We start from the raw sequence: 24,101 nt of genomic DNA, 5'->3' as shown, positions 1-24,101 counted from the left end.
ACCAAAGACCAAGTCTTCAAGACTCCTTCGCATGACTCGCCTTCTCGGCATGCCGAAAATCCTTCGAGTGAATCCCATGCTTCTTGAGCAGCATCTGCAAATGCGACCGATTCATATCGCACCGCCTCGCAAGCTCCGCCACTGTCCCCCCCGTTTCCTGCAACCCGCGCTCGAGAAACGCCCGCTCGGCCTCATCGCTCGCCGCGCGCTTGGCATCGCTCAGCGACAGCGGCACGCCGGCCGCCTCAGCCTCCACCACCCGTAAAGCCAGCGCAGCAGGCTTAGGCCGAATATCATCGGGCAGATGCTCGATATCGGCCGTCTCACCCGCAAGGCACGAAATCCGATAAACCAGATTGCGCAGCTCGCGAATATTCCCCGGATAAGCATATGTCAGCAGGAAATCACGCAGCTTGGGCGTGAGCTTCACAGGCCGGCGTTTAAGCTGCCCGGCAGCCTCATCGCCGAAATAGGCAATGAGCAGCGGAATTTCATCGTTGCGCTCACGCAGCGCAGGCAGCGTGACATGAATCACGCTCAGCCGATAAAAGAGATCCTCGCGAAATTGTCCTTGCGCCGCAAGTTCGCGCAGGTTTCGATTCGTCGCGGCAACAATGCGCGTGTCGACCCCAATCGGTTCATCGGAGCCCACGCGCTGAATCTCGTGCGATTCGAGCACACGCAGCAGCTTCACCTGCCCCTGAAGGGGCAACTCGCCGATCTCGTCCAGAAAGATCGTCCCTGTATGCGCGCTTTCGAACTTCCCTTTGCGATCGCTCGACGCCCCTGTGAACGCCCCTCTGCGATGCCCAAACAGCTCCGATTCGAGCAGGTTCTCGGGGATCGCGCCACAGTTCACCGAGATGTATGGCCGGTCGGCGCGTGCGCCATTGGCGTGGATCACCTTCGCCATCAACTCCTTGCCCGTACCGCTTTCGCCGTCGATCAGCACAGGCAAGTCGGTCGGCGCCGCCTTCTCCGCGATCTCCAGCGCGGCGAGCAGCTTCGGGTTGTCGCCGAATATGCCCTCGAATATGAAACTGCGCTCCATCAACGCCTCGCGCCGCCGGTGTGCGCTGGGCGTGAGCGCGTCCGGCCGTGCCAATGCATCGAGCGCTTCAGGCGCCTCGGCCGCCGCCTCGACGAAGCGCTCCTTGCGCGAGAGTTGCATGACTTCGTCGCGCAGCGCGTTAGACTGGCTCAAGAGCTTTTCGATGTCGGTGCGCTCGAGCCGCGGCGCCCAGCGCAGCGTGGAGCGCAGGATCTCGATCTTTTCGAGCAGCCCCGCATATGACACAACCGAGCTGCCGAATCCGTGCGGGTCGAAGAGTTTCATGACGCCCCCAGCTGCTTTTGAACGAGCTGGTAATACATACCCTTGCGCTCGACGAGTTCTTCGTGCCGCCCCTGCTCGACGATCGCCCCTTCGTAGAGCACAAGGATCTTGTCCGCCCGCATGATGGTGCTCAGCCGGTGCGCGATGATGAGCGCAGTTCGGCCCTGCAGTATGTCGTGCATGTTCGAGAGGATGTTGCTTTCCGACTGCGTGTCGAGCGACGAGGTGGCTTCGTCGAACACGAGCAGGCGCGGATCGTGATAGAGCGCACGCGCAATGCAAAGGCGCTGGATCTGCCCGCCCGAAAGGCCCATGCCGCGCTCGCCCACCACCTGCTCGTAGCCGAGCGGCAATTTGCTGATGAACGCGTGCGCATCGGCCATGCGCGCCACTTCCTCCATACGCCGCCAGTCCGGCGTTGCATCGCCGCACGCGATGTTCTCGGCGATCGTGCCGGAGAACACGAGGTTCGTCTGCATCACGTAGCCCACCTGGGCGCGAAAGTAAGCGTGGTCGATCGCGCCCATGTCGTAGCCGTCCACGTTGATCTTGCCTTCGGTCGGCGCGTAGAAGCCCACCAGCAGCTTCGCGAGCGTCGTCTTGCCGGAGCCGCTGCGCCCCACGATCGCCACCATCTGGCCGCGCCCCACCGAAAAGCTGATGTTTTCCAGCACGTATGGCGTTTCGCTGCCGCCATAGCGGAAATACACGCCTTCGAATTCAATGTCGCCCTGCAGGTCGGGAAGCAGCACGCGCGAACCGAGGTCGGCGGGCTTCTGCTCGGGCTCGATGTCGAGCACGTCGCCTAGCCGCTCCATTGCGACCGCCGCGTCGTTCATGAGGCTCCAGAGCCCGACGAGACCCATGAGAGGCGCGAGCACGCTGCCCATGAACGCGTTGAACGCAATGAGCTGGCCGATGCTCAACTCCTGATCGAGCACGAGCGTGGCGCCCGCCCACAGAATCACGATCGTGGTCGCCGCGTTGAGCAGCTGGCTGCCGAGACCGACGAGTATATTGAACGCCTGCGCGCGATACTGTACTTCGAGCGACTTCGCGTACTTGCGCTCCCACTTCAGGCGCACCGCTCTTTCTATCCCCATGCCCTTCACGGTTTCGACGCCGCCAAGCGTCTCCATCAACATCGAGCGCGCGTCGGTGGACACGGCAAAGACCTCGCGCGCGTAGCGCTTGATGCGCGGCGTGGCAAGCGCGGTGAGCGCCATGACAGGAATCACGAACGCGATCAGCAGCAGCGTCAGCTTCACGTTGTAGAGGAACATGATCGTGAAGTAGATGAAGATCATCAGCAGGTTGAGCGCCGTGGTCACGGTCGATTCGGTCAGAAATGCGCGTATCGTCTGGTTTTCCTGAAAGCGCGCGAAGATATCGCCGGTTTTACGCCGCGCGAAAAACGAGAACGGCAGCGACATGGTGTGCTTGAAGAACTGCGACATCATCGCGAAGTCGAGACTGCGCACCATGAAATTTGCCAGATGCGCGCGTATCGTCGTCATGAGCTGCGTAAACACGTGCGAAATAATGAGCCCCACGATCAGGAGATGCAGCAGGCTCACGTTCTGGTGAACGATCACGCTGTCGAGAATGTTCTGGATGATGAGCGGCGGCACCACGCCCAGCAACTGGATCACGAAGGTCGCGAGAAACAGGTAGGCGAGTATTTTCCGGTAAGGCAACAGATATCCGATGAAGCGCACCCACGGCGAGCGCGTCGCCGCCTGCGCGCCGGTGGTTTCGCCCGCGGTAAACAGCAGGCACGTGCCGCTCCAGCCGCGCTCGAACGCTTCGACGCTCAGCTTGCGAAAGCCGAGCGCCGGGTCGGCCACCCTCACCCATTGCTTCGACACGCCGTACACGACGATATAGTGGTAGCCCTCCCAATGCGCGATGAAGGGCAGCTCGAAACCTTGCAGGGCTTCGTACGTGCACTGCACGCCGCGCGTGGTGAAGCCGAGCGCCTCGCCGGTGCGCGCGAGACTGTCCAGCGTCGCGCCCTGCGTCGTCACGTTCGCGAGGTCGCGCAGCTTGCCGAGCGTCATGGGAATGCCGTAATGCCGGCAGATCATGGCGAGGCATGCCGCGCCGCAATCCATCTCCTCGGCCTGCTCGACCAGCACGAAGCGTTTGATCACGCGTTCGCTGAAGGCCGCGTCCGCCCCGCTGTCCACGGCAACGGGCCGGCTGCGGCGCTCGGCGAGCTTCTTCTGCCGCTGCAATTCGCGCTCGTTGAAGCGCACGCGCTCTTCCAGCACCTCGCGCAGCTTCGGGTTGCGCTCCAGCATGAAATGCACGGTCTTCTCGGGAATCACGAGCAGCCGTACATCGGTGAGCGCCGTGACGGTCGCGGGCTGATCCTGCCGAAGCAGGCACGCGCGTTCGCCGAAGATCTCCCCCGCGCCGAGTTTCGCGATCCGATAGACGCTGCCGTCCTCCTCGCGCGCAATACTGACCTCGCCCTGACGCACGACATACAGGCGCGTATCGCCACCGGCGCCTTGATGGATGATCTCCTTGCCCGCGCCCACGCGCTTGACGCCCACGCTCGACACATACTCTTCGAGTTCGGCGCGGGAAAGCTTGCCGCGCAGGTCGAAAAGCCGTGTGACGAAGCCGCCTGCGGAGCTGATCGCCACATAGCTCGTCACGAACGACTGCGCGGCCGGATTCGCGGCCAGCAGCGGTTCGAGCGCCGCGCGCGGGATGCAAAGCACCTCCGTCTTCGCGGAAGCGCGCACCGACACCTCGTGCCAGTAATCGCGCAGCATGGCGATTTCGCCGAACACTTCGCGTTCCTTGCGCACGCCGAGGCTCATTTCCTTGCCGCGTTCTTCGGCGATGAGCCGCACGGAGCCCGAGCGGATCACATAGAGTCCGGCTGCGGGCTCGCCGCGCTTGCAAAGCGTGTCGCCGAATGCGTAGCTGTGCGTTTGCACCTGAGCGGTCAGACGGTCGAGTTCTTCGCGCGAAAAGAGCGAGAGCGGTTCGACCGATGCGAGAAAATCCGCTAGCGACGGCACGCTAGCCGGTGCGGGCGCCTGGGTGTCCATCTGCGTGGCTCTGCGCGCTCAGTGCGCGTCGATGATATGTTCTTGCGCGCGCTCCGCGAGCCACTCTTCGCGCAATAGCCGCCGCACTTCGGAAGACACGTCTGCTTCGAGCGACGCCGGATGCTTTGCCGTCACGCAGAAGATTTCGAAGAACGAACCGTCCGGCGCGGGAAACGGACCGAGCAGGTCGCCGACCTGCGCATTGAACACCTTCGCCTCGATGTCGGTCTTCAACGACCCGCGCAGCACCTTGCCGATCACCCCGCCGCGCTCGCTCGTGTCCGCGATCGAGTGCTCGCGCGCCATTTCGCCGAACGCCTGCGGCTCGTCCTCCAGAATCGACATGACCTCGCGCGCCTTGCCTTCCGAATCCACCACGATATGGCTCACTTCGATGCTGTCGAATTTCGGCGAATTGAGCTTGAAATAGCTTTCGACCGCCTCGTCGTTGCAGATCAGGTTGAAGGTCTTCTCCTGATAGAGCGTGTCGGTAATGAAGCGCTCGAATTCATCGAGGCTGATACCGAACACGTCCAGGTAGCGATTCATGTCCACCGCGCGGTGCAGCCCACGCACGCGGCGAAACTGGTCGGCCCGTTGCTGGATCTCGTCGGGCTCCACCTTCACGCCCATTTTCTTCGCGGCGATGACTGTCAGCCGGTCGCGCACCTGCTGTTCGACCAGGCTTTCGAACTGCCCCGTGAGTTTCAGCACGCGGATGAAATCATCCGTGCCGATCGCTTCATCGTCGATCCGTACGATTGTCGTCATTGCGTTCCCCTGAGTTCTGATTCCCGAATACTGAACTGGTTAGCGTCTTCAGCCAGCGATCTGCCGGAAAGGGTCCAGCGCGAAATCGATCAGGCGCCGCTCGCGCACCACGATCTCGGCGGTTGCCGTCATGCCGTAGCGCAGCGGATACGTCGCGCCCCCAATCGAAAAATGATCGCGCGCGAGACGCACGCGCCCCTCGTAGACCGGCTCCTTCGTCTGCGCCTGCGGCTTCGTGGTCGGCGAAATATATTCCAGCGTGCCGTCCACCACGCCATAGCGCTGGTACGGAAACGCGTTGAATTTCAGCTTGACGGGCAAGCCTTCGTGCAGGAACGCGCGGTCCTGCTCCGCGATCGCCACCTTCACGACCGGGCGGGCGTTGGCCGGCGCAATGCCCCCTAGCGGCGTGTTCGCCTGGATCTTGTCGCCGGGCTGGGTCGTCGTCACGTCCGTAATCACGCCCGAGACCGGCGCGAGCACGAGCAGGAAGTTGTCCTTGTCGATGTTCTCGAAGCGGATGCGCGCCGCCGCGTCGGCGGCCAGCCGGGCAGTTTGCACCTGCAGGCGCAGCTTGTCCTCGGTATTGGCGATTTCGCGCTCCGTCGCGTCGTATTCGATGCGCAGCGACGTGAGCTGCCCGGCGCTGCCTTCGAGCTGCGCCTTCGCCTGGGCGAACTCGTGGCTCGTTTGCGCCTGCAGTTCGCTGAGCCGCGCCTGCGCGATCCGGTAGTTGTTATCGGCCTGCAGGAACGCGCTGCGCTTTTCCTCGACCTGGCTTTGCGACACCCCGCCGCCGCCGGGCAGCGCGAACAGGCGCTCGTACTTGTCCTGATCTTCTTTCGCGAGATCGCGCACGTGGCGCGCGTTGTCGATATTGCCGCGCGCTTCGTCGAGCTGGGCGTTTTCGGCCTGCTGAAGCTTGCTGGTGCCTTCTGCTACGCGCGTTTCGTGCAGATGCGCCTCCACGTCCATCTGCGCCTTGAGCGCCTCGGCCTTGCGCTCCATGAGCGCCTTTTTCTCGGGGAACTCCTTCCAGTCGCGCTCGGCGTCGTCGAGCTTCAGGCGCGCGTCGAGTGCATTGGTCGCCGCCTGGATCGCGCCGCGCGCGTTGATGCGGCCTACGACGTCGTCCTTCTCCACGGGCTGACCTTCGGCGATATAGATATCCACGAGTTCCCCATCCACCGGCGCGTAAATGCGGCGCACTTCGGATTCCGGGGCAAGCGCCCCCTGCGCGCTCACGATGACATCGGCGCGGCCGACGAACGACCACAGGAGGCCGCACACCACGAGCGCGACCATCGTGATGATCGTGGCTTCGATGAGGCGCCACGGGCGCGCGGTGAGGATCGCCACGCCTTCCTCGCTGTGGTCGCCCAGCGCTTCGCCAAGCGGCCGCGGCGGCTCGGGCGCGGCATGCCCCCCAAGCATGCCGGGTGCCTTGCGCAGGCGCTCAATGAACTGGCGCGGATTCACCATGCCCTCCCGCCAGCGCAAGCTTTTCGAGCGCGCCCGCATGCGCCGCGAACGGCGGCGTGGCGAAGTGAGCGGCGGCCAGGCGGTCTCGCACCGCCTGCACATGGCCCGCGTGCGCCTCGCTGTCGATCTGTTGATACTGGTCGACGTCGGCGCGCACGGCATCGAGCCCGGCAAGGCGCGGATAGCGCTGCGCATAGTCGCTCAGCATCGCCGTGAGCGCGTCGAAGCGGTCGCTCGCAAGTGCACTGTCGATTGCCTGCTGGATGCGATCGAGCGCGGCCACGTATACCGAATCGTCGCTCTGCAGCTTGCGCAAGTGGCTCAGCGAATCCGCATACACGGCGGCAAACGCCGGCACATAGGCCGAGATCCGGTCGAATGCGCGTTGATGCTCGCCGGGGTCGTCGTTCCAGCGGCTCGTCAGCGCATGAATCGGCGCTTCGTCGCGATAGATGCGAATCGGTGCCTGCGGGCCGCCCCGTCCCTCTACGAACGAATGCAGCGCCCCGATCCAGCCGATGTCTTCCACGAGCGGTGCGGCGTCCGGATTGTGGCGCGCGAGCGTACGCATGTCTTCCACGATGGCACGCGCACGGTCGAATGCGCGCGCGTTGATCGCGGCAACCCAGTCGGGCACGTTCGCCTTGATGAGCGCTTCCGTCCCCATCGCGCGCCACGTGCTGTCGTTCGGGTGGCGCGTGAGATATTGATCGGCCATGCGGGCCGCGCTTTCGAACTGTCCGCTCGTAAGCAACGCCTGCATGTCGCGCTGCGGCGCGCCCTGGAAATACGTCAGCGCGACGAGCGCGAGGATCACGGCAATCGCGCCGCCCCCCCAGCGTGCGAACGCGCCCATGTTGATCTTCCCGCTGCCGCCCAGCGCTTCGCTCAGCTCGCCCAGGAACACCTCGATCCTGCCGCGCCGGCGGCGCGCGTCGAGGCCCGGTTCCGGCACGGGTTGCGGCGCATCGGGGTTGATTTCGTCGTCCTGCGCGGGCGTGGGAGGCGTGCAGAAAATGTCGAGAAACGAGTGCGCGCTGCCAATGAAGGTCGTGCGGTCGGCGTCTTCGGCGAGCACCGCTGCGCGGCGCTCGCGCGTCGCCGTTACGGTGGCATCGCTTCCACTCGTGCTTTCGAGACCGACCCGGTAGACGAAGTGCTCGCCGCCAAATGCGATCCGCTGGCCGTCCTCGAGCTTGACTGCGTGATCATCCAGACGCTGTCCGTCGAGGAACGTGCCATTGGTGCTGCCCAGGTCCTCGACGTACATCGCGTCGTCTTCGGCGTAGATGTGCGCGTGACGCCGCGACAAATAGTTCACCTGATGCGGATACGCGTCGTGGTACTGCGAGAACGTCTCGTCGGCCTTGCTGACCAGAAACGGAAAACTCGTGACGACGATCTGCTGCAACCCGAGATCGGCGCGCTCGGGCGTCAGCGTCACGACGGTCGCCCGCGCGGGCGCGCGCACCGTACGCGGCGCGAAGCTCACCCGAAACGCGAGCGCGCCGGCAAAGCTGAGTTCGTCGCCGTCGTTGAGCACGTGGGGCTTCTGGGTGACTTCGACACCATTGACCGCAGTGCCGTTCTTGCTGCCCAGGTCGGCCACATACGCCGCTGCGCCCTCGCGGAAAATGCGCGCGTGACGGCGCGAGACATCGACCACGACCTCGGGCCGCGCCGCGGCAAAAGGCGGCTGTGTCCGCCCGACTGCGAAAAGATCCTTGTCGATGCGGATTTCGCCCAATTCCGCATGCGATATCGGCCGCAGCACGATATCGAACGTCCGGTCGAGCGAGGTCTGGCTTTCGGCAATGGAAGCGGCGTCAGGCACCATGATTCCGCCAGCGATCAGCAGTTGTCAGCCAGGCCGCGCGTGGCGCAAGCGCCGCGTGCGCACTGACTCTCCGTGTGAAGCCGTGCGCCTTGCACATGGCGATCGGGATGTGAGAAAAGTGTAGGCGACTGTTGGCTGGAGTCAAACAACCGACGCGGCCCGTCGCATCGAACGCGCTCACTTGACGGGCGCCGCCGACACAGCGGAACTCGAGGCCACGTTGGCGACATCGACGTCGGGCCAGCCGCCGCCGATCGCCTTGTAGAGGGTGACGGTGTCGCTCAGGATCAGCTCATGGTTGGCGAGAAGCGACTGTTCCGCGTTAGCGAGCGAACGTTCGGACTCCAATACTTCGAGCTGCGACACGAGCCCCTCCTTCAACTGCGCCTCGACCTGCGCCGCGACGGTGCGCAGGCGCTCGTTCTGCTGCAGCAATTCGATGCGCTGCTTTTTATGCGCGTCGAGGTTCACGAGCGCGTTCTCGACCTCTTCGAACGCCGTAAACACCACCTGGCGATACTGCTCTTCGGCCACCTTGCTCTGGGCCTCCGTCGTCTTGATATGGGCATGCACGCCGGGGTCGAACATCGGGAAATCGATGCTCGGCATGAAGCTCAGCGTGAATACCTTGAACAGATCGGAGAGCGAGAATGCGGCTGTGCCGGCGCGGCCCGTGAGACTGATGGTCGGCAATTGCGCGAGCCGCGCGGAGCCGACTTCGTCATACGATTCGAGAATGCGGTACTGCGCAGCCACCACGTCGGGGCGGCGCCCCAGCAGCTGCGCGGGCAAGCCCATAGGCACGTCCGGCAGCTTCACGCGCTCGCGCAACTGGCCTGACGGCACCTTGAACTCGCCCGCGGGCACGCCGACCAGCGTGGCAAGCGCGTTTTCGGCCGTGTCGCGTTCACGGTGCAGTTCCAGCAGTTCGTTGGTCACGCCGTTGACTTCCGCGCTCTGGCGCAGCACTTCGGTTTTGGGCGCGACGCCGTTTGCGTACATCTGCTGGTAAATGGTGAGAATCTGCTTGTTCCTTTTGAGCGTGTCTTCCTCATCGCGGATCTGGTCGTCGAACTGGAGGATCTGGAAATAAGTGCTCGCCACATTCGCAACGAGCGTCAAATAGCCTGCACGCCAATCCGCTTCGCTAGCGTGATACTCGGCCTTTTGGGCCTGCACGCTTTTTTCGACTTTGCCCCAGATATCGATGTCCCAGTTCACCTGAGTGGCGACGTTATAGGTCTTCGAGAGCGCTAGCCCCGTGCTCTTCTCATAGTCGATACCCGCGCCCGCGTCGACCGTGGGAAGCGCACCGGCCTGCACTTCCCCGATCTGCGCGCCGGCCACGCCAATGCGCGCAGCCAGTACCCGGATATCGACATTGCCCGCAATCGCCTTTTCTATGAGTGTATTCAGGTAGGGATCGTCGAACGCTTTCCACCACCGCGGATTGACCGTATCGGCCGCGGAAAACGTGCGGCTCGTATGCGCCCAGGCGTCCTTCGCAGGCATGTCCGGGCGCCGGTACGCAGGCGTACTCAGATCCGTGCAGCCGCACAGCGCCACGGCACACAACCCGGCCGTTCCGGCGACGCGGGCCAGCCAGTGCGACGCGCCGCGGCCTGCATGTGCGGCGGACGACGAGTGCGGTGTGTTCACGATCGACTCCTCGAGGGAAAGGCGGCGAAGGTCGCGGCGCAGAAGCGGTGTGCAACGGATGCGGTGGAAGGCGGCGCCGTGGAGGCGGATAAGCCTCCACGGCTGGCAGCACGATCAGAAGTTGATCGTGTTGTGAGCCGTTTGCACGGGGTTGGTCGAAGCGTGGAGGTTGTTCACGAACGCCACGTCGTTGCCCGTGTTGGACAGGATGGTGTTCGTCTGGCCGATCAACTGCGATGCGGTGAAGTTGGTGGAGTCGACCTTCACACTCGGCATCGTCGGGTAGTAGACGGGCCACAGGCCCAGGCCGCCGCGCACGGCGCTCATTTCACGGCGGTCGAGTTCTTGTGCGACGCACAGGTCGGCGATCATCAGCTTGCTCATGGCAGTTCTCCAGAGATGGATGCAACAGTGTTGGGGTTTTGAGCTGCATGGTTGCGGGCTCGGGTCCAACAAGGCATGAGGCGTGCCAGCTGCGCGAGCGTGCGGGCGCACGCCCGCGCAACGCCCGTTGCATAAGGATCGTTCTGGAATGCCGGGGAGTCTCGGGAGCGGCGCGTGGCGCACGCGCGCCGTACGTTGTGACGGGCGTGCGCCAACTCGTCGATCGACTTATGTTGGCGCGCTGCGAACAGGGCTTCGCGCGGCGACGTGAAAGCGTCGCAAACGTTCGTATATCGCTGGGGCGCGCGACCGGATCGTATGGATCACTTAACGTAGATGGTGATTTTCTTCGAGTACACAGGCGGGTTGTGCGGTACGTGGTGCGCATCGCCCATCAGCAGCTGCAGCGTATGCTTGCCCGGCGGCAACTGAAGCATGGTTTCGGTCTGGCCGGCGCCGAAGTGCAGGTGGTTGCGATCGGATGGAATGGGCTGATCCATCGGCGGCAGGTCCGTATCGACGAGCAGATGGTGGTGCCCCGTGTTGGGAAACTCGACCTCCGCAGGCGCCACGCCCATGTTGCGCAGGCCGAACCAGACGCGAAATGGCCGCCCGGCCGGCATCGCCTGGCCGTCGTTGGGCCAGCCGATATACACGTGCGCGTTCGGGTCGGCCGGCGTCGTGCCTGCATGCGCCGCGCCGCCCGCGAGCAGCACGAGGCTGGCAGCAAAAACGAGGAACCTGTTCATGGCGTGCACTCCCGCTTCTTTTGCGCTGCGGCTAAAGACGGATGTCCTGCGCTACTTGACCGTGACCGTGATCTTCTTCGAGTACACCGGCGGATCGTGCGGCACGTGGTTGTAGTCGCCCATCAGCAACTGCAGCGTGTGCTTGCCCGGCGGAAGTTCGACCCGGGCTTCCGTCTCGCCCGCGCCGAAATGCAAATGATTGCGATCCGACGGGATCGGCTGATCGAGCGGTGGCAGGTCGGTGTCGATGAGCAAGTGATGATGGCCCGTGTTCGCCTTGTTGATCCCCTTGGGGCAGACGCCCATGTTGCGCAGGCCCATGCGCACCCAGAACTTGCCGGTGGGAATCGTCGCGCCGTCCGGCGGCCAGATGATGTAGACCTCCGCGCCGGGCGGCGACGGGGTGCGCTCGGCAAACGCGAGGCGCGGCATCAGAACAGCCGCTGCCAAGGCCAACAGGGTTGCTCTTCGTTGCATCTTCGTGCTCCTTGTTCGGCAGACTGTTCGGCAGACAGCAGGCGGCTTTGGAGTTCGGTGCGTGTTCTACAGCTTAGGACGGATTCAAGCGGATGGAGATAAATCGGCGCGGCGCGTGTGGATGCCACCCAGTTACTGCATCGCGCGGCGTGCGTGCTATTTTGTAGTTGTGCGCAAGCAATGCCTGTGTCGGCGGTGCGCCCGCGTTTCACGCGAGCGCGGCTGGCGACTGCTGAGGGGTAGCGCACCGTCGGCATTGAAAGGCATGACACCCGGGTTGGCGCCTTGGGCCGGCACCTTGGGTGGCACCTGATAGGGAGAACGAACATGTGGCGACTAGTGTTGCCTGTGTGCCTCTTGATCTCGCCAGGCCTGACCTCGACGCTACGCCCGGCCGCGCCGGCAGCGCATGACCGTCCGGCTTCGGCACGCGAACAGCCGCGTGTCGGGCAGCAAGACCGTGGCCGGGACGCAACCGCCCACGCCGCACATGAGCGCCTCGCCGCGGCCAGCGCAGCGCGGCAACGCTATGGCGTGGCGATCGTGCGAGTCGGCCTGATGCCGAAAGACACTTCCCAGGAATACGAAATCACGTTCTGGAATTCGATCAAGGACAGTCAATACGCGAGCGACTACGAGGCGTATCTCAAGGCCTATCCGAATGGGCGCTTCGCGCCGCTCGCGCAGGCCCGCCTGACGCGTTTGCGTGCGGAGGCATCGAAACCCGCTGCGGCGTCCGCCGCGTCCGCCGCGCCCGCTACGCCCGCCCTGCACCCGGCTAGCAGTCCCGCTGCCGCCGCACCTGCACCGGCTCCCGCGCCGGCGCCTCAGGCGAAGACTCCGCCCGCCCCCGAGGCCCCGCCATCCACGCCGCCAGCCGCGCAGACCAAGGCAGCGCCCGCCTCCGCACCGCCGGCCGCCGCAACGGCGGCCGCAGCAGCAGCTGCGGCTGTTGCCGCGAAAGGCAACCCTGCCATTGCGAAGCCGGGTCCGCACGACATTCAGGACTGCCCATCTTGTCCCGTGCTGGTCGCGGTGACGCCCGGCAACTTCACCATGGGCATCGACACCGACGACGCCTCGGAGCGGCCCGCGCACCGCGTGACGATCAGCCATAGCTATGCGCTCGCGAAATATGCGGTGACGGTGGCGCAGTGGAACGCGTGCGTGGCCGCCGGCGCCTGCCCGCGCCTGTCGAACGAGAACAACGCCTCGCCGAACGCCCCCGTGCGCGACGTGAGCTGGGACGACGCGCAGCAATACGTGAAATGGCTTTCGAAAGTCAGCGGCAAGCCCTACCGCCTGCCGACCGAGGCGGAATGGGAATATGCCGCGCGCGCCGGCACCGAAACGCGCTACTGGTGGGGCAACGACATGCGCAAGGGCACGGCGAACTGCAAGGACTGCGGCCCGCCGTGGCACGTCGAGGCGCCCGACGACGTCGGCTCCTTTCCGGCCAATGCGTTCGGCTTCTACGACATGGCCGGCGGCGTTTGGGAATGGGTGAGCGACTGCTGGCACAACTCGTACAAGAACGCGCCGACCGATGGCCATTCGTGGGACGAGCCCAACTGCCAGACGCGCGTGATCCGCGGCGGATCGTGGCGCGACGGCGCGGGCTATATGCTCGCCGCCACGCGCTTCAAATACGACAGCAGCGTACGCTACGAAGCCAATGGATTTCGCGTCGCGCGCGACATGAAATAACGCAGATTACGCTGCGGGTCTCGCCTGGAGAGGCAACATGGCTTGCGATGTTCCGATCACTCGCCGGACATTCCTCAAGGCCATGGGGAGCGGCGCGTTCACGATGTCGGTCAGCTCCATTACCGCATTTTCGGCCGCCAGCCCAGCCGCGGGTGCAGCGACGGACGCCCACTCCGCGCCACCGGCACCGACTGGCGCACCCGACTGGGCGCCGGAGCCTGGCAAGGCGCGCTGGCGCATCGAGGGTGTGAGCAAGGTCACCGGCGCGAAGCTCTACGCGCGCGATTACAAAGCGCGCGACTTCGACGGCTGGCCGAAAGAGGAAAACTGGCTTTACGCCCTGAGATGCAATTGCGTCGACAAGAATTTCGAAGACTTCGACCTGAGCGTACTGCCGCATGATCTTCGGCCGATCGCCGTGGTATCGAACCAGACGTTGAACGACAATCGCATCTCTCTAGCTGCCGAGAAGGATCCGCTAGCCAACGAAGATATCTATCTTTTCGCGCAGAAGGGCAAACCCGCCAATTGCTACGGTCAGCCCGTCGCCTTATTGATCTTCGAAGACTTCGATACGTATCGCCGCGCAAAGAAACGGCTCGATTTCAACGAGTCGGTGATCCGTTACGGAACAACGGTGCCGGAAAGCGCCACGACCACCTTGTATGCGTCCGCATCCAAGCTTTATGTGCGCGACGACGCCAGGTCGTTTTCGAACCTCCAGAGCGTCGGCCACGCCGACAAGACATTCACCGCTCAATGCAACGACATAGGTAAAGACATTCTCAATCTGGCCAGCGCCAGGGTCGGCAGCGGAGCCTGGCAACAGTTCGACGGCGCCTTCAAAACGCCCGCAATCGATCCCGTTTTCATGGAACCGGAGTCGGGACTGGCGTGGTTTCAGGCGGATTCCGGTTGTCTGAATCTGGTGCTCGGCACACAGTCGCCGCGCGCCGACTGCACATCCGCAGGCAAGGTGTTCAAGGACAGCAATATCAGCGTCAAGCACGTTCACGTGATCAGCTGCTACCCAGGCGGCGGGTTCGGCGGCCGCGACGAATCGAATTTTCCCGTTTATCTCGCCCTCGCTGCGCCTTTCGCGAAGGGGGCGTTGCGCTGGCAGCAGTCGCGCCATGAACAGTTTCAGGTCGGGTTGAAGCGCGCGGAAACGGACTTCACGGAGTCCATCTGGCTCGACGATAGCGGCAAGCTCCAGGCGCTCGTCTGTTCCTTCGGCTTCAATGGCGGCGGCAAGCAAAATCTCACGGGCGCAGTTGGCGACCTTGCCGCCATGAGCGCCATGAGTTGCTACGACATTCCGCGCGCCATTGCCCAAAGCGCCGTGAGTTATACGCCCGCTTTATTCGGCGGCTCGCAGCGCGGCTTCGGCGGTCCCCAGGCTTACCTCGCTATCGAAACGCTCATGGACGAGGCTGCCCAGGCGCTGCGCAAAAGTCCATTCGACATCCGGCGCAATAACCTGCTGCGCAAGAAGCAGGGCAAAACGCTCACTGGCGCACCCATTCTGTTCGATCTGCAACTCGCCGACCTGCTGAACCGGCTCGAGGCGCACGAGTTATGGCGCAACAGGGCAAGCGTGCGCGCGCAACGAAGCACGCTCGGGTTGCGATATGGCGTGGGGCTCGCCATGTCGAATCAGGCATACGGTACCGGCAAGGACGCCGTATTCGCCATGGTGCAGATTCAGCCGAACGCGGGTCTGCATGTGCTCACGCATTACACGGACATGGGCAATGGCGCGGCGACCACTTTAGCCCTCGCGCCTGCCGCTTGCCTTGGGCAGAACGCGCAAAAGATCACCATGAACGAAGTCGACGCGTTTCAGATACCGGGTTTCGATTACTCAAAGCTGGGCATCCTCGGCGATCGCCGAAGCAAGCCGATCTCGGGCCCCTTTAATTCTTCGAGCGCCTGCCTCGGTGCGTTCCATCACTTTCAGGCCGTAGACCGCGCCGCGATGGCGTTGATGCTGCAAAGCGTGCTGCCTGCTGCGCGCGCAATCTGGCGCAACCCGCACGTCGACCGGCAAGACCTCAAGTGGACGAGCGGCAAGCTGACCGCCGCCGGTCACCCGGCAATCAGTTGGCCCGCGTTGCTCGACGAGATCAACCGCCAGCAGTTGCCTACCGTGGCCGCCGCCCATGTCACCTATGCCGGCGGATTCTGGAGAAGCCAGTACACGTTCGCGTCGGGCGTCTTCGAGATGGACTGCGACTTCATAGCCGTCGGCCCCGATACGCGCAATCTCAAGGGCTTGCCTCAAGGCAAGTTGCTTCCGCCACACGATACGTTCAATTACGGGCGCACGAACTATGCGCCTTCGGCAGCGCTTGTCGCGGTGTCCGTGAACCCCCAAACCGGGCACGTGAAGGTCGAACATGTCGTCACGACGCTGAGCGCCGGCCGCCTGATCTGTCCTGAGATCGTGCAAGGCCAGTCGCAAGGTGCGGTGGCCATGGCGATGAGCAATGTGCTGAGCGAAGCGTGTCCGCTCGGCAATCACGGTCCCGGCAACGGCACGTGGAATCTCGACCGCTACCTCATCACGCGCATGACCGACGTCCCGCAGCAGGAGTTGATCGCGCTGCCGCCGCCGGATGGAGACCATCGCAGCGCGCGCGGCATCGGCGAGGCCGTGATGTGCCCCATCGCGCCGGCGCTGGTGAACGCGCTGGCCATGGCAACCGGGCATCGCTTCAGGGAAACCCCCATCACGCCCGACAAGATACGCGAGGCCCTGAAGTGAGCGAAGCCAACGTCAAGATTCACGTGAACGGGCGCGCCGTCACAGTACCGGCAGCCGATGCCGACATGAGCCTCGCCGAATATCTTCACGAGCGGATGGACCTGACGGGGACCAAGGTGTGCTGCGGCATTGGCGCGTGCCGCGCGTGCACCGTGGGCCTGCGCAGCAGCCGCGACGCGCTGATGGAAAAAACCCTGGCGTGCGTCACGCCCGTGAGCGCGGTCGCGAATCAACATATCTATACCGTGGAGAGCCTCGCGGACGGCAACAGGCTTTCTCCGCTGCAGCAGACGTTCCTCGAGTCTTTCGCGTTTCAGTGCGGCTACTGCACGCCCGGCTTTCTGATGGCCGCGAGCGCCATGCTCGAACATGTGAAGGCGTACCGTATCAGCGCGGACCAGCTCGAAGCGGAAATCGACACCTGGGTGGGAGGAAACCTGTGCCGGTGCACCGGCTATGTGAAGTATCGCGAAGCGATTCGCAAAGTCGCGCTAGTGCAGATGAAAAGCGGAGGATGACCATGTTTGTCCGCGCCCGCCTGTTCGCTCTGTGCTTCCTCTTCGCCGTGCCGCTTGTTGCCTTTACACACGAGCAGACCTTGCTCGAATACGCCGATCAATGCGTGAGAGAAATAGGCGCAATCCCGCCATTCAACTGCAATGACGGAACCGATATTCCCATTACGATCGATGGGAGACCGCCCGGGCCGAATGCGTCCCCTACGCGATGCGACAAACCCTCATTGCTGAGCCCCGCTTCAGAAGCAAAAGGCCAATGCATACCGTTTTCGAAAATTCTGAATCTATCGCGCGGCAACACGCAAATCTCCGCGTACTGCCGTCGCGAAGTGCTGCGCCCCGATAAAGACCCGCGCTACGACGGCGTAGTTGTCGTCATGCATCACTCGGGTAACGGCAAAACCTGCTGGTTCGCGTCGAAGCCGCCGCCATTACCGAAATCGCTGGCTGACGTGCCGACGAGCAGTGGATTCGTCGCGACACGTGTGCCGCCGCCGAACGAGAGAAAGCCGCCTTCCGGACAACCCTCCGCAGTCGAATTCTGGGAAACACCCGCAGCGGTCGCCTCCGAAAAGCCCACATGCCTCCAATGCCACGACGCGGGACCCTTCATCTTCAGCCCGTATATCGGGCAAGTGTGGGACAAGGTGCCCACGGACCCATGGGGGAAGTATTCGAGCATCGGGCAGGCTTTCCTGTCGTATCACCTCATGACGATGAGCACACCGGGCAATACCTGCATCGGCTGCCACCGCATTGGCAGCGAGCAGAGCTGTACGGTTTATCTCGGGCTTTCGGTAGGCAAGCTGAAAGCGCCGGGAAACGACCCGCTTGCCAACAGTTATCCACTGAACCACTGGATGCCGACCGACAACGCGATGAGCAACGAGCAATGGGACAAGGCAAACGTCGCGTCGGTCGCTGCCTTGCTGGCATGCTGCAAAGATCCGGCTCACAAGGATCCGAATTGCACGTTCACGCCCATGCCTTCGGGTTCGAATACCCGGCCATTGCACTGACCCAAACGAGGAAACCTGAAATGGCAGAGAACGTGAGTGCGAGCAACGTCATATCCGATGTCACGCAAACCCTGCAGACCTTCGATCTGCTCGAACTGCAGCAGTATACCCGCGAGAAAAGCTACTCGAGCACGGCGAGCAAGGACTTCCATCTCTTCTACGTGGGGCGCGACGACGTTCACGACATCCTGAAGTACGTCCTTTCCCGTGCCAGCGTTTCGCTTTACATGAACATGTTCGGATTCGACGACGAAGAGCTCAACGAAATCCTCATGCAGCAGGCACTCGACCCGTCCATCACCATGATGATCACGCTCGACAAAAGCCAGGCAGGCGGCGTGCATGAAAAGAAACTGCTCGAGTCCGATATCGCGCAGAACCCGGCCAGATTCAACACGTTCTTTGCGATCGGCGAATCGGCGACCCATCAAATCAGTCATACGAAGGGATTCGTGGCCGACGGAAAGGTGGGCGGCGAGGGATCGGTGAACTGGTCCGCAGCCGGCGAGGGCACGTTCGTCATCAAGGGCACGCCGGGAGGCCCGGGCTACCTGGCGCAAAACAACACGCAGACGATCTTTACGGACCCCGATACGGTCAACCGGTTTCAGACCGAATTGATCGCCGAACACATGACAGTGAAAGCACAGGGTTACACACTCGCCGCTGCGCCCGCTGCATCGACCAGCAAAGCCGCCGCGAAAACCACGGCCGCGGCGGCGGCCGCAAGGAAAAGCCCAGTGGCGGCAAAGCGCAGTCGGCGGAATTAACCGCAATCAGGCATCACACGCGTAGTACGTGTTCAGGTCGGCATGCCAGCCCAGTAAGACACGGCGTCCTGCCGATCGAACACGAACGTCTTGAGGGCGACCTGGCTCTCGGGAGAAAGCGGGTCGAATTCCAGTCCGTGCAAGGTGAGTCCTGCCTGTGGAGTATCGGCGCGCAGATTGCGAATCACGGCGACGGCCTGGAACGTCGCCCCCACGTTGCCCGCTTCGATGGGAAACACCACGCAAATGCGCTCGCCGACCTCGCCGATCTTGCGACCGGCGGCGAGCGACATCCCCAGCACGCTGATATCGCAGCCAATACCGAGCCGGTCCAGTTGCGATCCCGTCAAGTCCACGCCATAGCGCACCGCGAGTTGCGTGCGCACGCGCACGGCCCGGCGTTCGCGCAGCCGGCGAATCGTGCCGGGTTCGGAGAGCACGAGATAGCGGAACGGATGCGTGCAGACCGCCTCGACGGTGCAGACGAGCCAGAACACGGCTTGTGTTGCGATCGCAACGATCTCGACCTGTTCGCCCTGGAACGGCTCCCACGCGGGCTTGCTCGCAGCGGGCGGTGTGACGAACATCGCGCCGCCCGGCCGGAAGCCGATCAGCCGGCACGGCAGCATTTCGCGCCCCGTGCCCGCCTGGCTGCGTATGCCCAGCAGCGCGCCAATGGCGAGATTCATGTCGTCCAGCTTCAACAGCGCTTTGCCCCGATCGCTCCGATCGCCACGATCGGCGAGGCCGTCCTGCGTGCCCGCCAGACTCGCCTCCTCTGCCGTGTTGCGATAAGGCTGGAAGTGCGCGAAGAGGAACTCGCGCTGCTCGCTGTTCAGCACCCCGCCTTGCGGCAGCAGCATCGTTCCGTCGTGGTGAAACACCGCCAATGGCAGCGGCGTTTCGAGGGGCAACTGCCCAGGGTCGGCGAGGCGTTCCAGAGTTTTCGACGCGTTACCGCTGCCAGGCTCGTGAAGGTGCATGACCGATAGCGTGTGAATGTGTTGGTCTTGTTCGATGCTGCATTGTGACCGAAATATAGTGACCGATGTCAATAAATATGCGGTTGTCTCGGTCCTTGTTCGACGAAATATTCATGCCACATAAAACCGGCGACTACGCGTCACAATATTTCTCTTTCCGGATCGTCTACACGGGTATGGAACCGCCGCCCACCCCCAGCCCGCTGAGTACGCAGGAGCGCGAAATCGCCGACACGGTCGCGCGCGAGCGCCCGCGGCTGCGCAACTTCATCCGCCGCCGCGTGATCGACCACGACGAGGCCGAGGACATTCTTCAGGACGTATTCGAGGAACTGGTTCAAGCGTGGCGGCTGCCGGAGCCCATCGAGCAGGTTGGCGCGTGGCTCTTTCGCGTGGCGCGAAACCGCATCGTCGACCGGTTTCGCAAGCGCAGGGAAGTGCCGCTCGTGGAACCGCAAGACGACGAAAGCGAGTACCGCCTCGACCTCGCGCTGCCCTCGCCCGACGCCGGCCCCGAGGCCGCTTACGAGCGCGCAGCGATGCTCGACGCACTGCGCGCCGCGCTCGACGAATTGCCCGCCAGCCAGCGCGAGGTGTTCATCGCACACGAACTGGACGGGCGCAGTTTCAAGGAACTGGCAGCCGCGAACGGGGTTGGCGTGAACACGCTGCTGGCGCGCAAACGTTATGCGGTGCTGCATCTGCGCGAACGTTTGCGCGCGTCATGGGACGACCTCGAAATTTGAACCGAAGGAGAAATGGAATGAAGCTTCGCCGCAAAATATTCGCCAAGGCGCTGTTGATGGTTGCGGTCATCGCTGTACTGGGCGGGATCGTCATGGGCCTGTGGAACTGGATCGCGCCGGCGATCGTGGCCAACGCGCATGCCATCGACTATCCGCGCGCGATCGGCCTGCTGGTGCTCTGCCGGATCCTGTTCGGCGGATTCCGCGGGCATGGCGGCTGCCGCCGACGCATGCACTGGCACCAGTGGCAACAGTGGCAGCACATGACGCCGCAAGAGCGCGAGCACCTGCGCAATGGCGCCACGCCGGGCGCGCAGTAAGCCAGCCCACGGCCAGCCTGGCCCTGCCACGCGCTGGCACAATCCCTTCATTGTCGATCCGCCAGGAAGCTCCATGCCAGATGCCGCCGCCCGCCGCCCTTCGCGCGTCGCGCCCCTCTTCGCGCTTTTGCCCTTCCTGCGCCCCTATGCGGGGCGCTGGGCGCTCGCCTTCCTCGCGCTCCTGACCTCGGCGGGTGCGACGCTAGCGCTCCCGGTGGCGTTCAAATACCTGATCGACCGTGGCTTCGCCAGCGGGGATCGCACCCATATCGACCGCTATTTCGTCGCGCTCTTCGTGGTTTCGCTGATCCTCGCCGCGGCAACGGCGCTGCGCTTCTACTGGGTCTCGTGGCTGGGCGAGCGGGTGACGGCCGACTTGCGGCGCGCCGTGTACGACCACGTGATACGCATGAGCCCGCAGTTCTTCGAGACCACACAAACGGGCGAAGTGCTCTCGCGTCTCACCACCGACACGACCCTGATCCAGACCGTGGTGGGCACCAGCCTCTCGCTGGGCCTGCGCAACCTGCTCCTCACGGTCGGCGGCGTGGCGATGCTCGTCGCGACGAGTCCCGTGCTGTCCGGCTACATCATCGCGACACTGGTCGTTGTGGTCGCACCTATCGTCATCTTCGGGCGGCGCGTGCGGCGGCTTTCGCGCGCGAGCCAGGACAAGGTGGCGAGTGCAAGCGCCCTGGCGGGCGAAGTGCTCAACGCCATGCCCACCGTGCAGTCGTACGCCCAGGAATCGTTCGAGGCAAAGCGCTTTGGCGGCGCCGTGGAGATGGCCTTTGAAACGGCGCTCAAGCGCATTCGGGCGCGCGCCGGGTTGACGGCCGTGGTGATCGTGTTCGTGTTCGCCGCCATCGTGTTCGTGCTCTGGCTCGGCGCACAGGCGGTCCTGGCCGGCCAGATGAGCGCCGGCCAGCTCTCCCAGTTCATTCTCTACGCGGTGTTCACGGCCGGCGCCGTGGGCGCCGTTGCCGAAGTATGGGGCGATCTGCAACGGGCCGCGGGCGCCACTGAACGGCTGCTGCAACTGCTCGCCGCGCGCTCGCCCGTGGCGCAGGCGGCCGCCACCGTGCCGCTGCCCGCGCATGGCGCGGGCATCCGCTTCGACAACGTCGGCTTCTCCTACCCTTCGCGCCCCGGCATTGCCGCGCTCGACGCGTTCTCGCTCGACGTGCGCCCGGGCGAGCATGTCGCGCTGGTCGGTCCGTCGGGCGCGGGCAAGACCACGCTCTTTCAATTGCTGCTGCGCTTTTACGATCCGCAATCGGGCGGCCTCAGCATCAACGGCGTCCCGACGCGACAGGTGTCGCTCGCCGCGTTGCGCCAGGCGATCGGCGTCGTGCTGCAGGAGTCCGTGATCTTTTCGGGCAGCGTGCTCGACAACATCCGCTACGGCTCGCCCGACGCCACGCTCGAAGCCGTCCGGCGCGCCGCCGCCATGGCGGCGGCGGCCGGCTTTATCGAGGAGCTGCCGCAAGGCTACGACACGTTTCTCGGCGAGCGCGGCGTGCGCCTTTCAGGCGGGCAGCGGCAGCGCATTGCCATCGCGCGCGCAATTCTCAAGAACCCGCCCATTCTGCTGCTCGACGAAGCCACCAGCGCGCTCGACGCCGCGAGCGAACGCCTCGTGCAAACGGCGCTCGACAACGCTGCGCAAAACCGCACGACGCTCGTCATCGCGCATCGTCTCGCCACCGTGCAGCAAGCCGACCGCATCATCGTCATGGAGCAAGGCCGCATCGTGGCGCAAGGCCGGCATGCGGACCTGTTGCAGAGTTCACCGCTTTATGCGCAGCTCGCGGCGCTGCAGTTCGGCGCGCAGCACGCGAATACTGCCGCGTAACGTTCAACCGCGGTTCAACCGCGGTTCAGCCGCGCCGCTTCGGCCGATTGCATGCTTGCGTTTCGAACGTGCGCAAATCGCGGCGAAGCCAGCATTCCGGCAGATGGGGGCACGTTTTTTGCGCACCACCGGGAGCCCTGGCCATGCGTTCTGCATTGGCCATATCGCCCTTGCCTTGGGGGTGCGAAATGAATGCCGATCAACCGGGAGCCACGCTCCTTTCGGAAGAAGACGCCCATCGCCAGTTGCGCCGCGCGGTGATTGCCAGCACCATCGGCACGACGATCGAATGGTACGACTTTTTCCTCTACAGTATTGTCACCGGGCTTATCTTCGCGAAACTGTATTTCCCTGAATCCGATCCGCTCGTTGGCACCCTGCAAGCCTTTCTGATCTATGCCGTGGGCTTCGTCGCCCGCCCAGTGGGCGCAGCCATATTCGGCCACTACGGCGACCGTGTCGGCCGCAAAGCCACGCTGATCGTCACGCTGCTGCTCATGGGGGTCGCCACCTTTGCGGTGGCCTTTGTTCCTACCTATGCAACCATTGGCATCTGGGGCGCCGTTCTGCTCACGGTGCTGCGCTTCATTCAGGGCGTGGGCGTGGGCGGAGAATGGGGCGGCTCCGTCCTGATGTCGATGGAGTGGGCGCGCACCAACTCGCATCGCGGCTTCGTCGCTTCCTGGCCGCAATTCGGCGTGCCGGCGGGACTCTTCATCGCCAATCTCGTGGTGCTCGCCGTCAGCCAGTTCTCCGGGGACAGCTTCATGACGTGGGGATGGCGGGTGCCGTTCCTGCTCAGCATCGTGCTCGTCGCGATCGGCCTCTATATCCGGCTGAGCATTCTTGAAACGCCGATCTTCGCGAAGCTCCTCGCCGAGAACAGGATCGAGAAAATGCCGATGGTCGAAGTCATTCGCCGCCAGCCCAAGGACATTCTCCTCTCGGCGTTGGCGCGCATGGCTGAACAGGCGCCGTTCTACATCTACACGGCCTTCGTCTTCACGTATGGCGTGAAGACGCTGCATGTATCGCGCGACCTCATGCTCACCGCAGTTCTGGCAGCCGCCGTGCTGCAGTTCGTGACCATTCCGTTCTTTGGGCACGTGTCCGACCTGATTGGGCGCAAGCGCATGTACATGATCGGCGCAGTCGCCGTGGGCGTTTTCGGCTTTATCTACTTCGGGATGGTGGATACGAGAAACCCGGCGTGGATTTTCGCGGCCGTGGTGCTTTCGCTCGTGCCGCACGCCATGCTCTATGGTCCGCAGGCGGCGTTCATCGCCGAGTCGTTCACGGGGCGGCTGCGTTACAGCGGCGCCTCACTCGGTTATCAGCTGGCTTCGGTGATTGCGGGCGGCCCGGCGCCGTTGATCGCCACGGCGCTCTTCGCGTACTACCGCACAGGTTATGCCATTGCGATCTATATCGCGGTGTGCGCGGTAATCAGTCTGCTCGCCGCCTGGCGCATGGGCGATTACACGAACAAGGATATTTCGCGCGAATACGACGACGCGCGCGGAACAGGCGATCACGGTCACGCTTCCCGCCCCGCGTGACCGACTGCTGAAAAACACTGCGCGCCCCCGCTTGACGAATCTGGCAGGGGCGCGCTTCTTTTGGCCCATCGACAACGATCAGCGATCCTGATCG

The 24,101-nt window shown here is 63.7% G+C and carries 19 protein-coding genes; 9 read left to right on the top strand and 10 right to left on the bottom strand.

Annotation, left to right across the window (positions count from 1 at the left end):
* Positions 1-16: 16 nt before the first annotated feature.
* The 9 genes from C7411_RS05535 to C7411_RS05495 form a co-directional block, all read right to left on the bottom strand.
* The gene (locus C7411_RS05535) at positions 17-1,336 is read right to left on the bottom strand and encodes a sigma-54 interaction domain-containing protein (protein WP_110383734.1); all 1,320 of its coding nucleotides are present in this window, start codon (positions 1,334-1,336) and stop codon (positions 17-19) included.
* Positions 1,333-4,404 carry a peptidase domain-containing ABC transporter gene (locus C7411_RS05530; protein WP_110383735.1) on the bottom strand — a complete coding sequence of 1,024 codons (3,072 nt, stop codon included), beginning with the start codon at positions 4,402-4,404 and terminating at the stop codon, positions 1,333-1,335. Before C7411_RS05530 ends, C7411_RS05535 begins: the two co-directional genes overlap by 4 nt.
* Positions 4,405-4,422: 18 nt before the next feature.
* Positions 4,423-5,175 carry a peptidylprolyl isomerase gene (locus tag C7411_RS05525; protein WP_110383736.1) on the bottom strand — a complete coding sequence of 251 codons (753 nt, stop codon included), beginning with the start codon at positions 5,173-5,175 and terminating at the stop codon, positions 4,423-4,425.
* A 48-nt stretch (positions 5,176-5,223) separates the two neighbouring features.
* Positions 5,224-6,609, bottom strand: a complete 1,386-nt coding sequence (locus C7411_RS05520; protein WP_110383918.1) for a beta-barrel domain-containing protein — start codon at positions 6,607-6,609, stop codon at positions 5,224-5,226.
* 22 nt (positions 6,610-6,631) lie between these two features.
* Positions 6,632-8,494: an FHA domain-containing protein gene (locus C7411_RS05515; protein ID WP_110383737.1), complete on the bottom strand. Its 1,863-nt coding sequence runs from the start codon at positions 8,492-8,494 to the stop codon at positions 6,632-6,634.
* A gap of 177 nt (positions 8,495-8,671) precedes the next feature.
* Positions 8,672-10,096, bottom strand: coding sequence for an efflux transporter outer membrane subunit (locus C7411_RS05510; protein WP_373682573.1), 1,425 nt, complete (start codon positions 10,094-10,096; stop codon positions 8,672-8,674).
* Between the two features lie 171 nt (positions 10,097-10,267).
* Positions 10,268-10,537, bottom strand: a complete 270-nt coding sequence (locus C7411_RS05505; RefSeq protein ID WP_243413057.1) for a hypothetical protein — start codon at positions 10,535-10,537, stop codon at positions 10,268-10,270.
* Positions 10,538-10,860: 323 nt separating this feature from the next.
* Positions 10,861-11,286, bottom strand: coding sequence for a DUF4399 domain-containing protein (locus tag C7411_RS05500; RefSeq protein ID WP_110383739.1), 426 nt, complete (start codon positions 11,284-11,286; stop codon positions 10,861-10,863).
* A 51-nt stretch (positions 11,287-11,337) separates the two neighbouring features.
* Complete coding sequence (locus C7411_RS05495) at positions 11,338-11,763, bottom strand: DUF4399 domain-containing protein (RefSeq protein WP_110383740.1); 426 nt, start codon at positions 11,761-11,763, stop codon at positions 11,338-11,340.
* A gap of 327 nt (positions 11,764-12,090) precedes the next feature.
* On the opposite strand from C7411_RS05495, the gene C7411_RS05490 reads away from it, so the two are divergent.
* The 5 genes from C7411_RS05490 to C7411_RS38060 all read left to right on the top strand — a co-directional run bounded on the left by C7411_RS05490 (position 12,091) and on the right by C7411_RS38060 (position 18,544).
* Complete coding sequence (locus C7411_RS05490) at positions 12,091-13,470, top strand: formylglycine-generating enzyme family protein (protein WP_110383741.1); 1,380 nt, start codon at positions 12,091-12,093, stop codon at positions 13,468-13,470.
* Positions 13,471-13,507: 37 nt separating this feature from the next.
* A complete protein-coding gene (locus C7411_RS05485; RefSeq protein WP_110383742.1) occupies positions 13,508-16,237 on the top strand; it encodes a xanthine dehydrogenase family protein molybdopterin-binding subunit in 2,730 nt (909 codons plus the stop codon).
* Positions 16,234-16,755 carry a (2Fe-2S)-binding protein gene (locus tag C7411_RS05480; protein WP_243413056.1) on the top strand — a complete coding sequence of 174 codons (522 nt, stop codon included), beginning with the start codon at positions 16,234-16,236 and terminating at the stop codon, positions 16,753-16,755. Before C7411_RS05485 ends, C7411_RS05480 begins: the two co-directional genes overlap by 4 nt.
* An 80-nt stretch (positions 16,756-16,835) precedes the next feature.
* Positions 16,836-17,774 carry a hypothetical protein gene (locus tag C7411_RS05475; protein WP_243413055.1) on the top strand — a complete coding sequence of 313 codons (939 nt, stop codon included), beginning with the start codon at positions 16,836-16,838 and terminating at the stop codon, positions 17,772-17,774.
* Entirely contained in the window at positions 17,690-18,544 is an 855-nt protein-coding gene (locus C7411_RS38060) for a phospholipase D-like domain-containing protein (RefSeq protein ID WP_243413068.1), read from the top strand. The genes C7411_RS05475 and C7411_RS38060 overlap by 85 nt, the downstream gene beginning before the upstream one ends.
* A gap of 32 nt (positions 18,545-18,576) precedes the next feature.
* On the opposite strand, the gene C7411_RS05465 is transcribed toward C7411_RS38060, so the two are convergent.
* Entirely contained in the window at positions 18,577-19,527 is a 951-nt protein-coding gene (locus C7411_RS05465; RefSeq protein ID WP_110383744.1) for a flagellar brake domain-containing protein, read from the bottom strand.
* Positions 19,528-19,703: 176 nt separating this feature from the next.
* Here C7411_RS05465 and C7411_RS05460 point away from each other — a divergent pair, with 176 nt between their 5' ends.
* The 4 genes from C7411_RS05460 to C7411_RS05445 all read left to right on the top strand — a co-directional run bounded on the left by C7411_RS05460 (position 19,704) and on the right by C7411_RS05445 (position 24,007).
* Complete coding sequence (locus C7411_RS05460; protein WP_110383745.1) at positions 19,704-20,273, top strand: RNA polymerase sigma factor; 570 nt, start codon at positions 19,704-19,706, stop codon at positions 20,271-20,273.
* A gap of 17 nt (positions 20,274-20,290) precedes the next feature.
* Positions 20,291-20,593 carry a hypothetical protein gene (locus tag C7411_RS05455; protein ID WP_110383746.1) on the top strand — a complete coding sequence of 101 codons (303 nt, stop codon included), beginning with the start codon at positions 20,291-20,293 and terminating at the stop codon, positions 20,591-20,593.
* Between the two features lie 73 nt (positions 20,594-20,666).
* The gene (locus C7411_RS05450; RefSeq protein WP_110383747.1) at positions 20,667-22,448 is read left to right on the top strand and encodes an ABC transporter transmembrane domain-containing protein; all 1,782 of its coding nucleotides are present in this window, start codon (positions 20,667-20,669) and stop codon (positions 22,446-22,448) included.
* Positions 22,449-22,636: 188 nt separating this feature from the next.
* On the top strand, positions 22,637-24,007 hold the full coding sequence (locus C7411_RS05445) for an MFS transporter (protein ID WP_110383748.1): 1,371 nt from the start codon (positions 22,637-22,639) through the stop codon (positions 24,005-24,007).
* The last annotated feature ends 94 nt before the right edge of the window (positions 24,008-24,101 follow it).

The organism is Paraburkholderia silvatlantica, from assembly GCF_003096715.1.
In the GTDB taxonomy this organism is placed as follows: Bacteria; Pseudomonadota; Gammaproteobacteria; order Burkholderiales; family Burkholderiaceae; genus Paraburkholderia; species Paraburkholderia silvatlantica.
The sequence above is the reverse complement of the archived record's forward strand: the minus strand, read 5'-3'. Positions and strand labels throughout refer to the sequence as shown.

Bases quoted from the DNA above. Each gene is read 5' to 3' on its own strand.
- C7411_RS05535 (WP_110383734.1), bottom strand. From the start codon at position 1,336: ATGAAACTCTTCGACCCGCACGGATTCGGCAGCTCGGTTGTGTCATAT.
- C7411_RS05530 (WP_110383735.1), bottom strand. From the start codon at position 4,404: ATGGACACCCAGGCGCCCGCACCGGCTAGCGTGCCGTCGCTAGCGGAT.
- C7411_RS05525 (WP_110383736.1), bottom strand. From the start codon at position 5,175: ATGACGACAATCGTACGGATCGACGATGAAGCGATCGGCACGGATGAT.
- C7411_RS05520 (WP_110383918.1), bottom strand. From the start codon at position 6,609: ATGCTTGGGGGGCATGCCGCGCCCGAGCCGCCGCGGCCGCTTGGCGAA.
- C7411_RS05515 (WP_110383737.1), bottom strand. From the start codon at position 8,494: ATGGTGCCTGACGCCGCTTCCATTGCCGAAAGCCAGACCTCGCTCGAC.
- C7411_RS05505 (WP_243413057.1), bottom strand. From the start codon at position 10,537: ATGAGCAAGCTGATGATCGCCGACCTGTGCGTCGCACAAGAACTCGAC.
- C7411_RS05500 (WP_110383739.1), bottom strand. From the start codon at position 11,286: ATGAACAGGTTCCTCGTTTTTGCTGCCAGCCTCGTGCTGCTCGCGGGC.
- C7411_RS05495 (WP_110383740.1), bottom strand. From the start codon at position 11,763: ATGCAACGAAGAGCAACCCTGTTGGCCTTGGCAGCGGCTGTTCTGATG.
- C7411_RS05490 (WP_110383741.1), top strand. From the start codon at position 12,091: ATGTGGCGACTAGTGTTGCCTGTGTGCCTCTTGATCTCGCCAGGCCTG.
- C7411_RS05485 (WP_110383742.1), top strand. From the start codon at position 13,508: ATGGCTTGCGATGTTCCGATCACTCGCCGGACATTCCTCAAGGCCATG.
- C7411_RS38060 (WP_243413068.1), top strand. From the start codon at position 17,690: ATGCTGCAAAGATCCGGCTCACAAGGATCCGAATTGCACGTTCACGCC.
- C7411_RS05465 (WP_110383744.1), bottom strand. From the start codon at position 19,527: ATGCACCTTCACGAGCCTGGCAGCGGTAACGCGTCGAAAACTCTGGAA.
- C7411_RS05460 (WP_110383745.1), top strand. From the start codon at position 19,704: ATGGAACCGCCGCCCACCCCCAGCCCGCTGAGTACGCAGGAGCGCGAA.
- C7411_RS05455 (WP_110383746.1), top strand. From the start codon at position 20,291: ATGAAGCTTCGCCGCAAAATATTCGCCAAGGCGCTGTTGATGGTTGCG.
- C7411_RS05450 (WP_110383747.1), top strand. From the start codon at position 20,667: ATGCCAGATGCCGCCGCCCGCCGCCCTTCGCGCGTCGCGCCCCTCTTC.
- C7411_RS05445 (WP_110383748.1), top strand. From the start codon at position 22,637: ATGAATGCCGATCAACCGGGAGCCACGCTCCTTTCGGAAGAAGACGCC.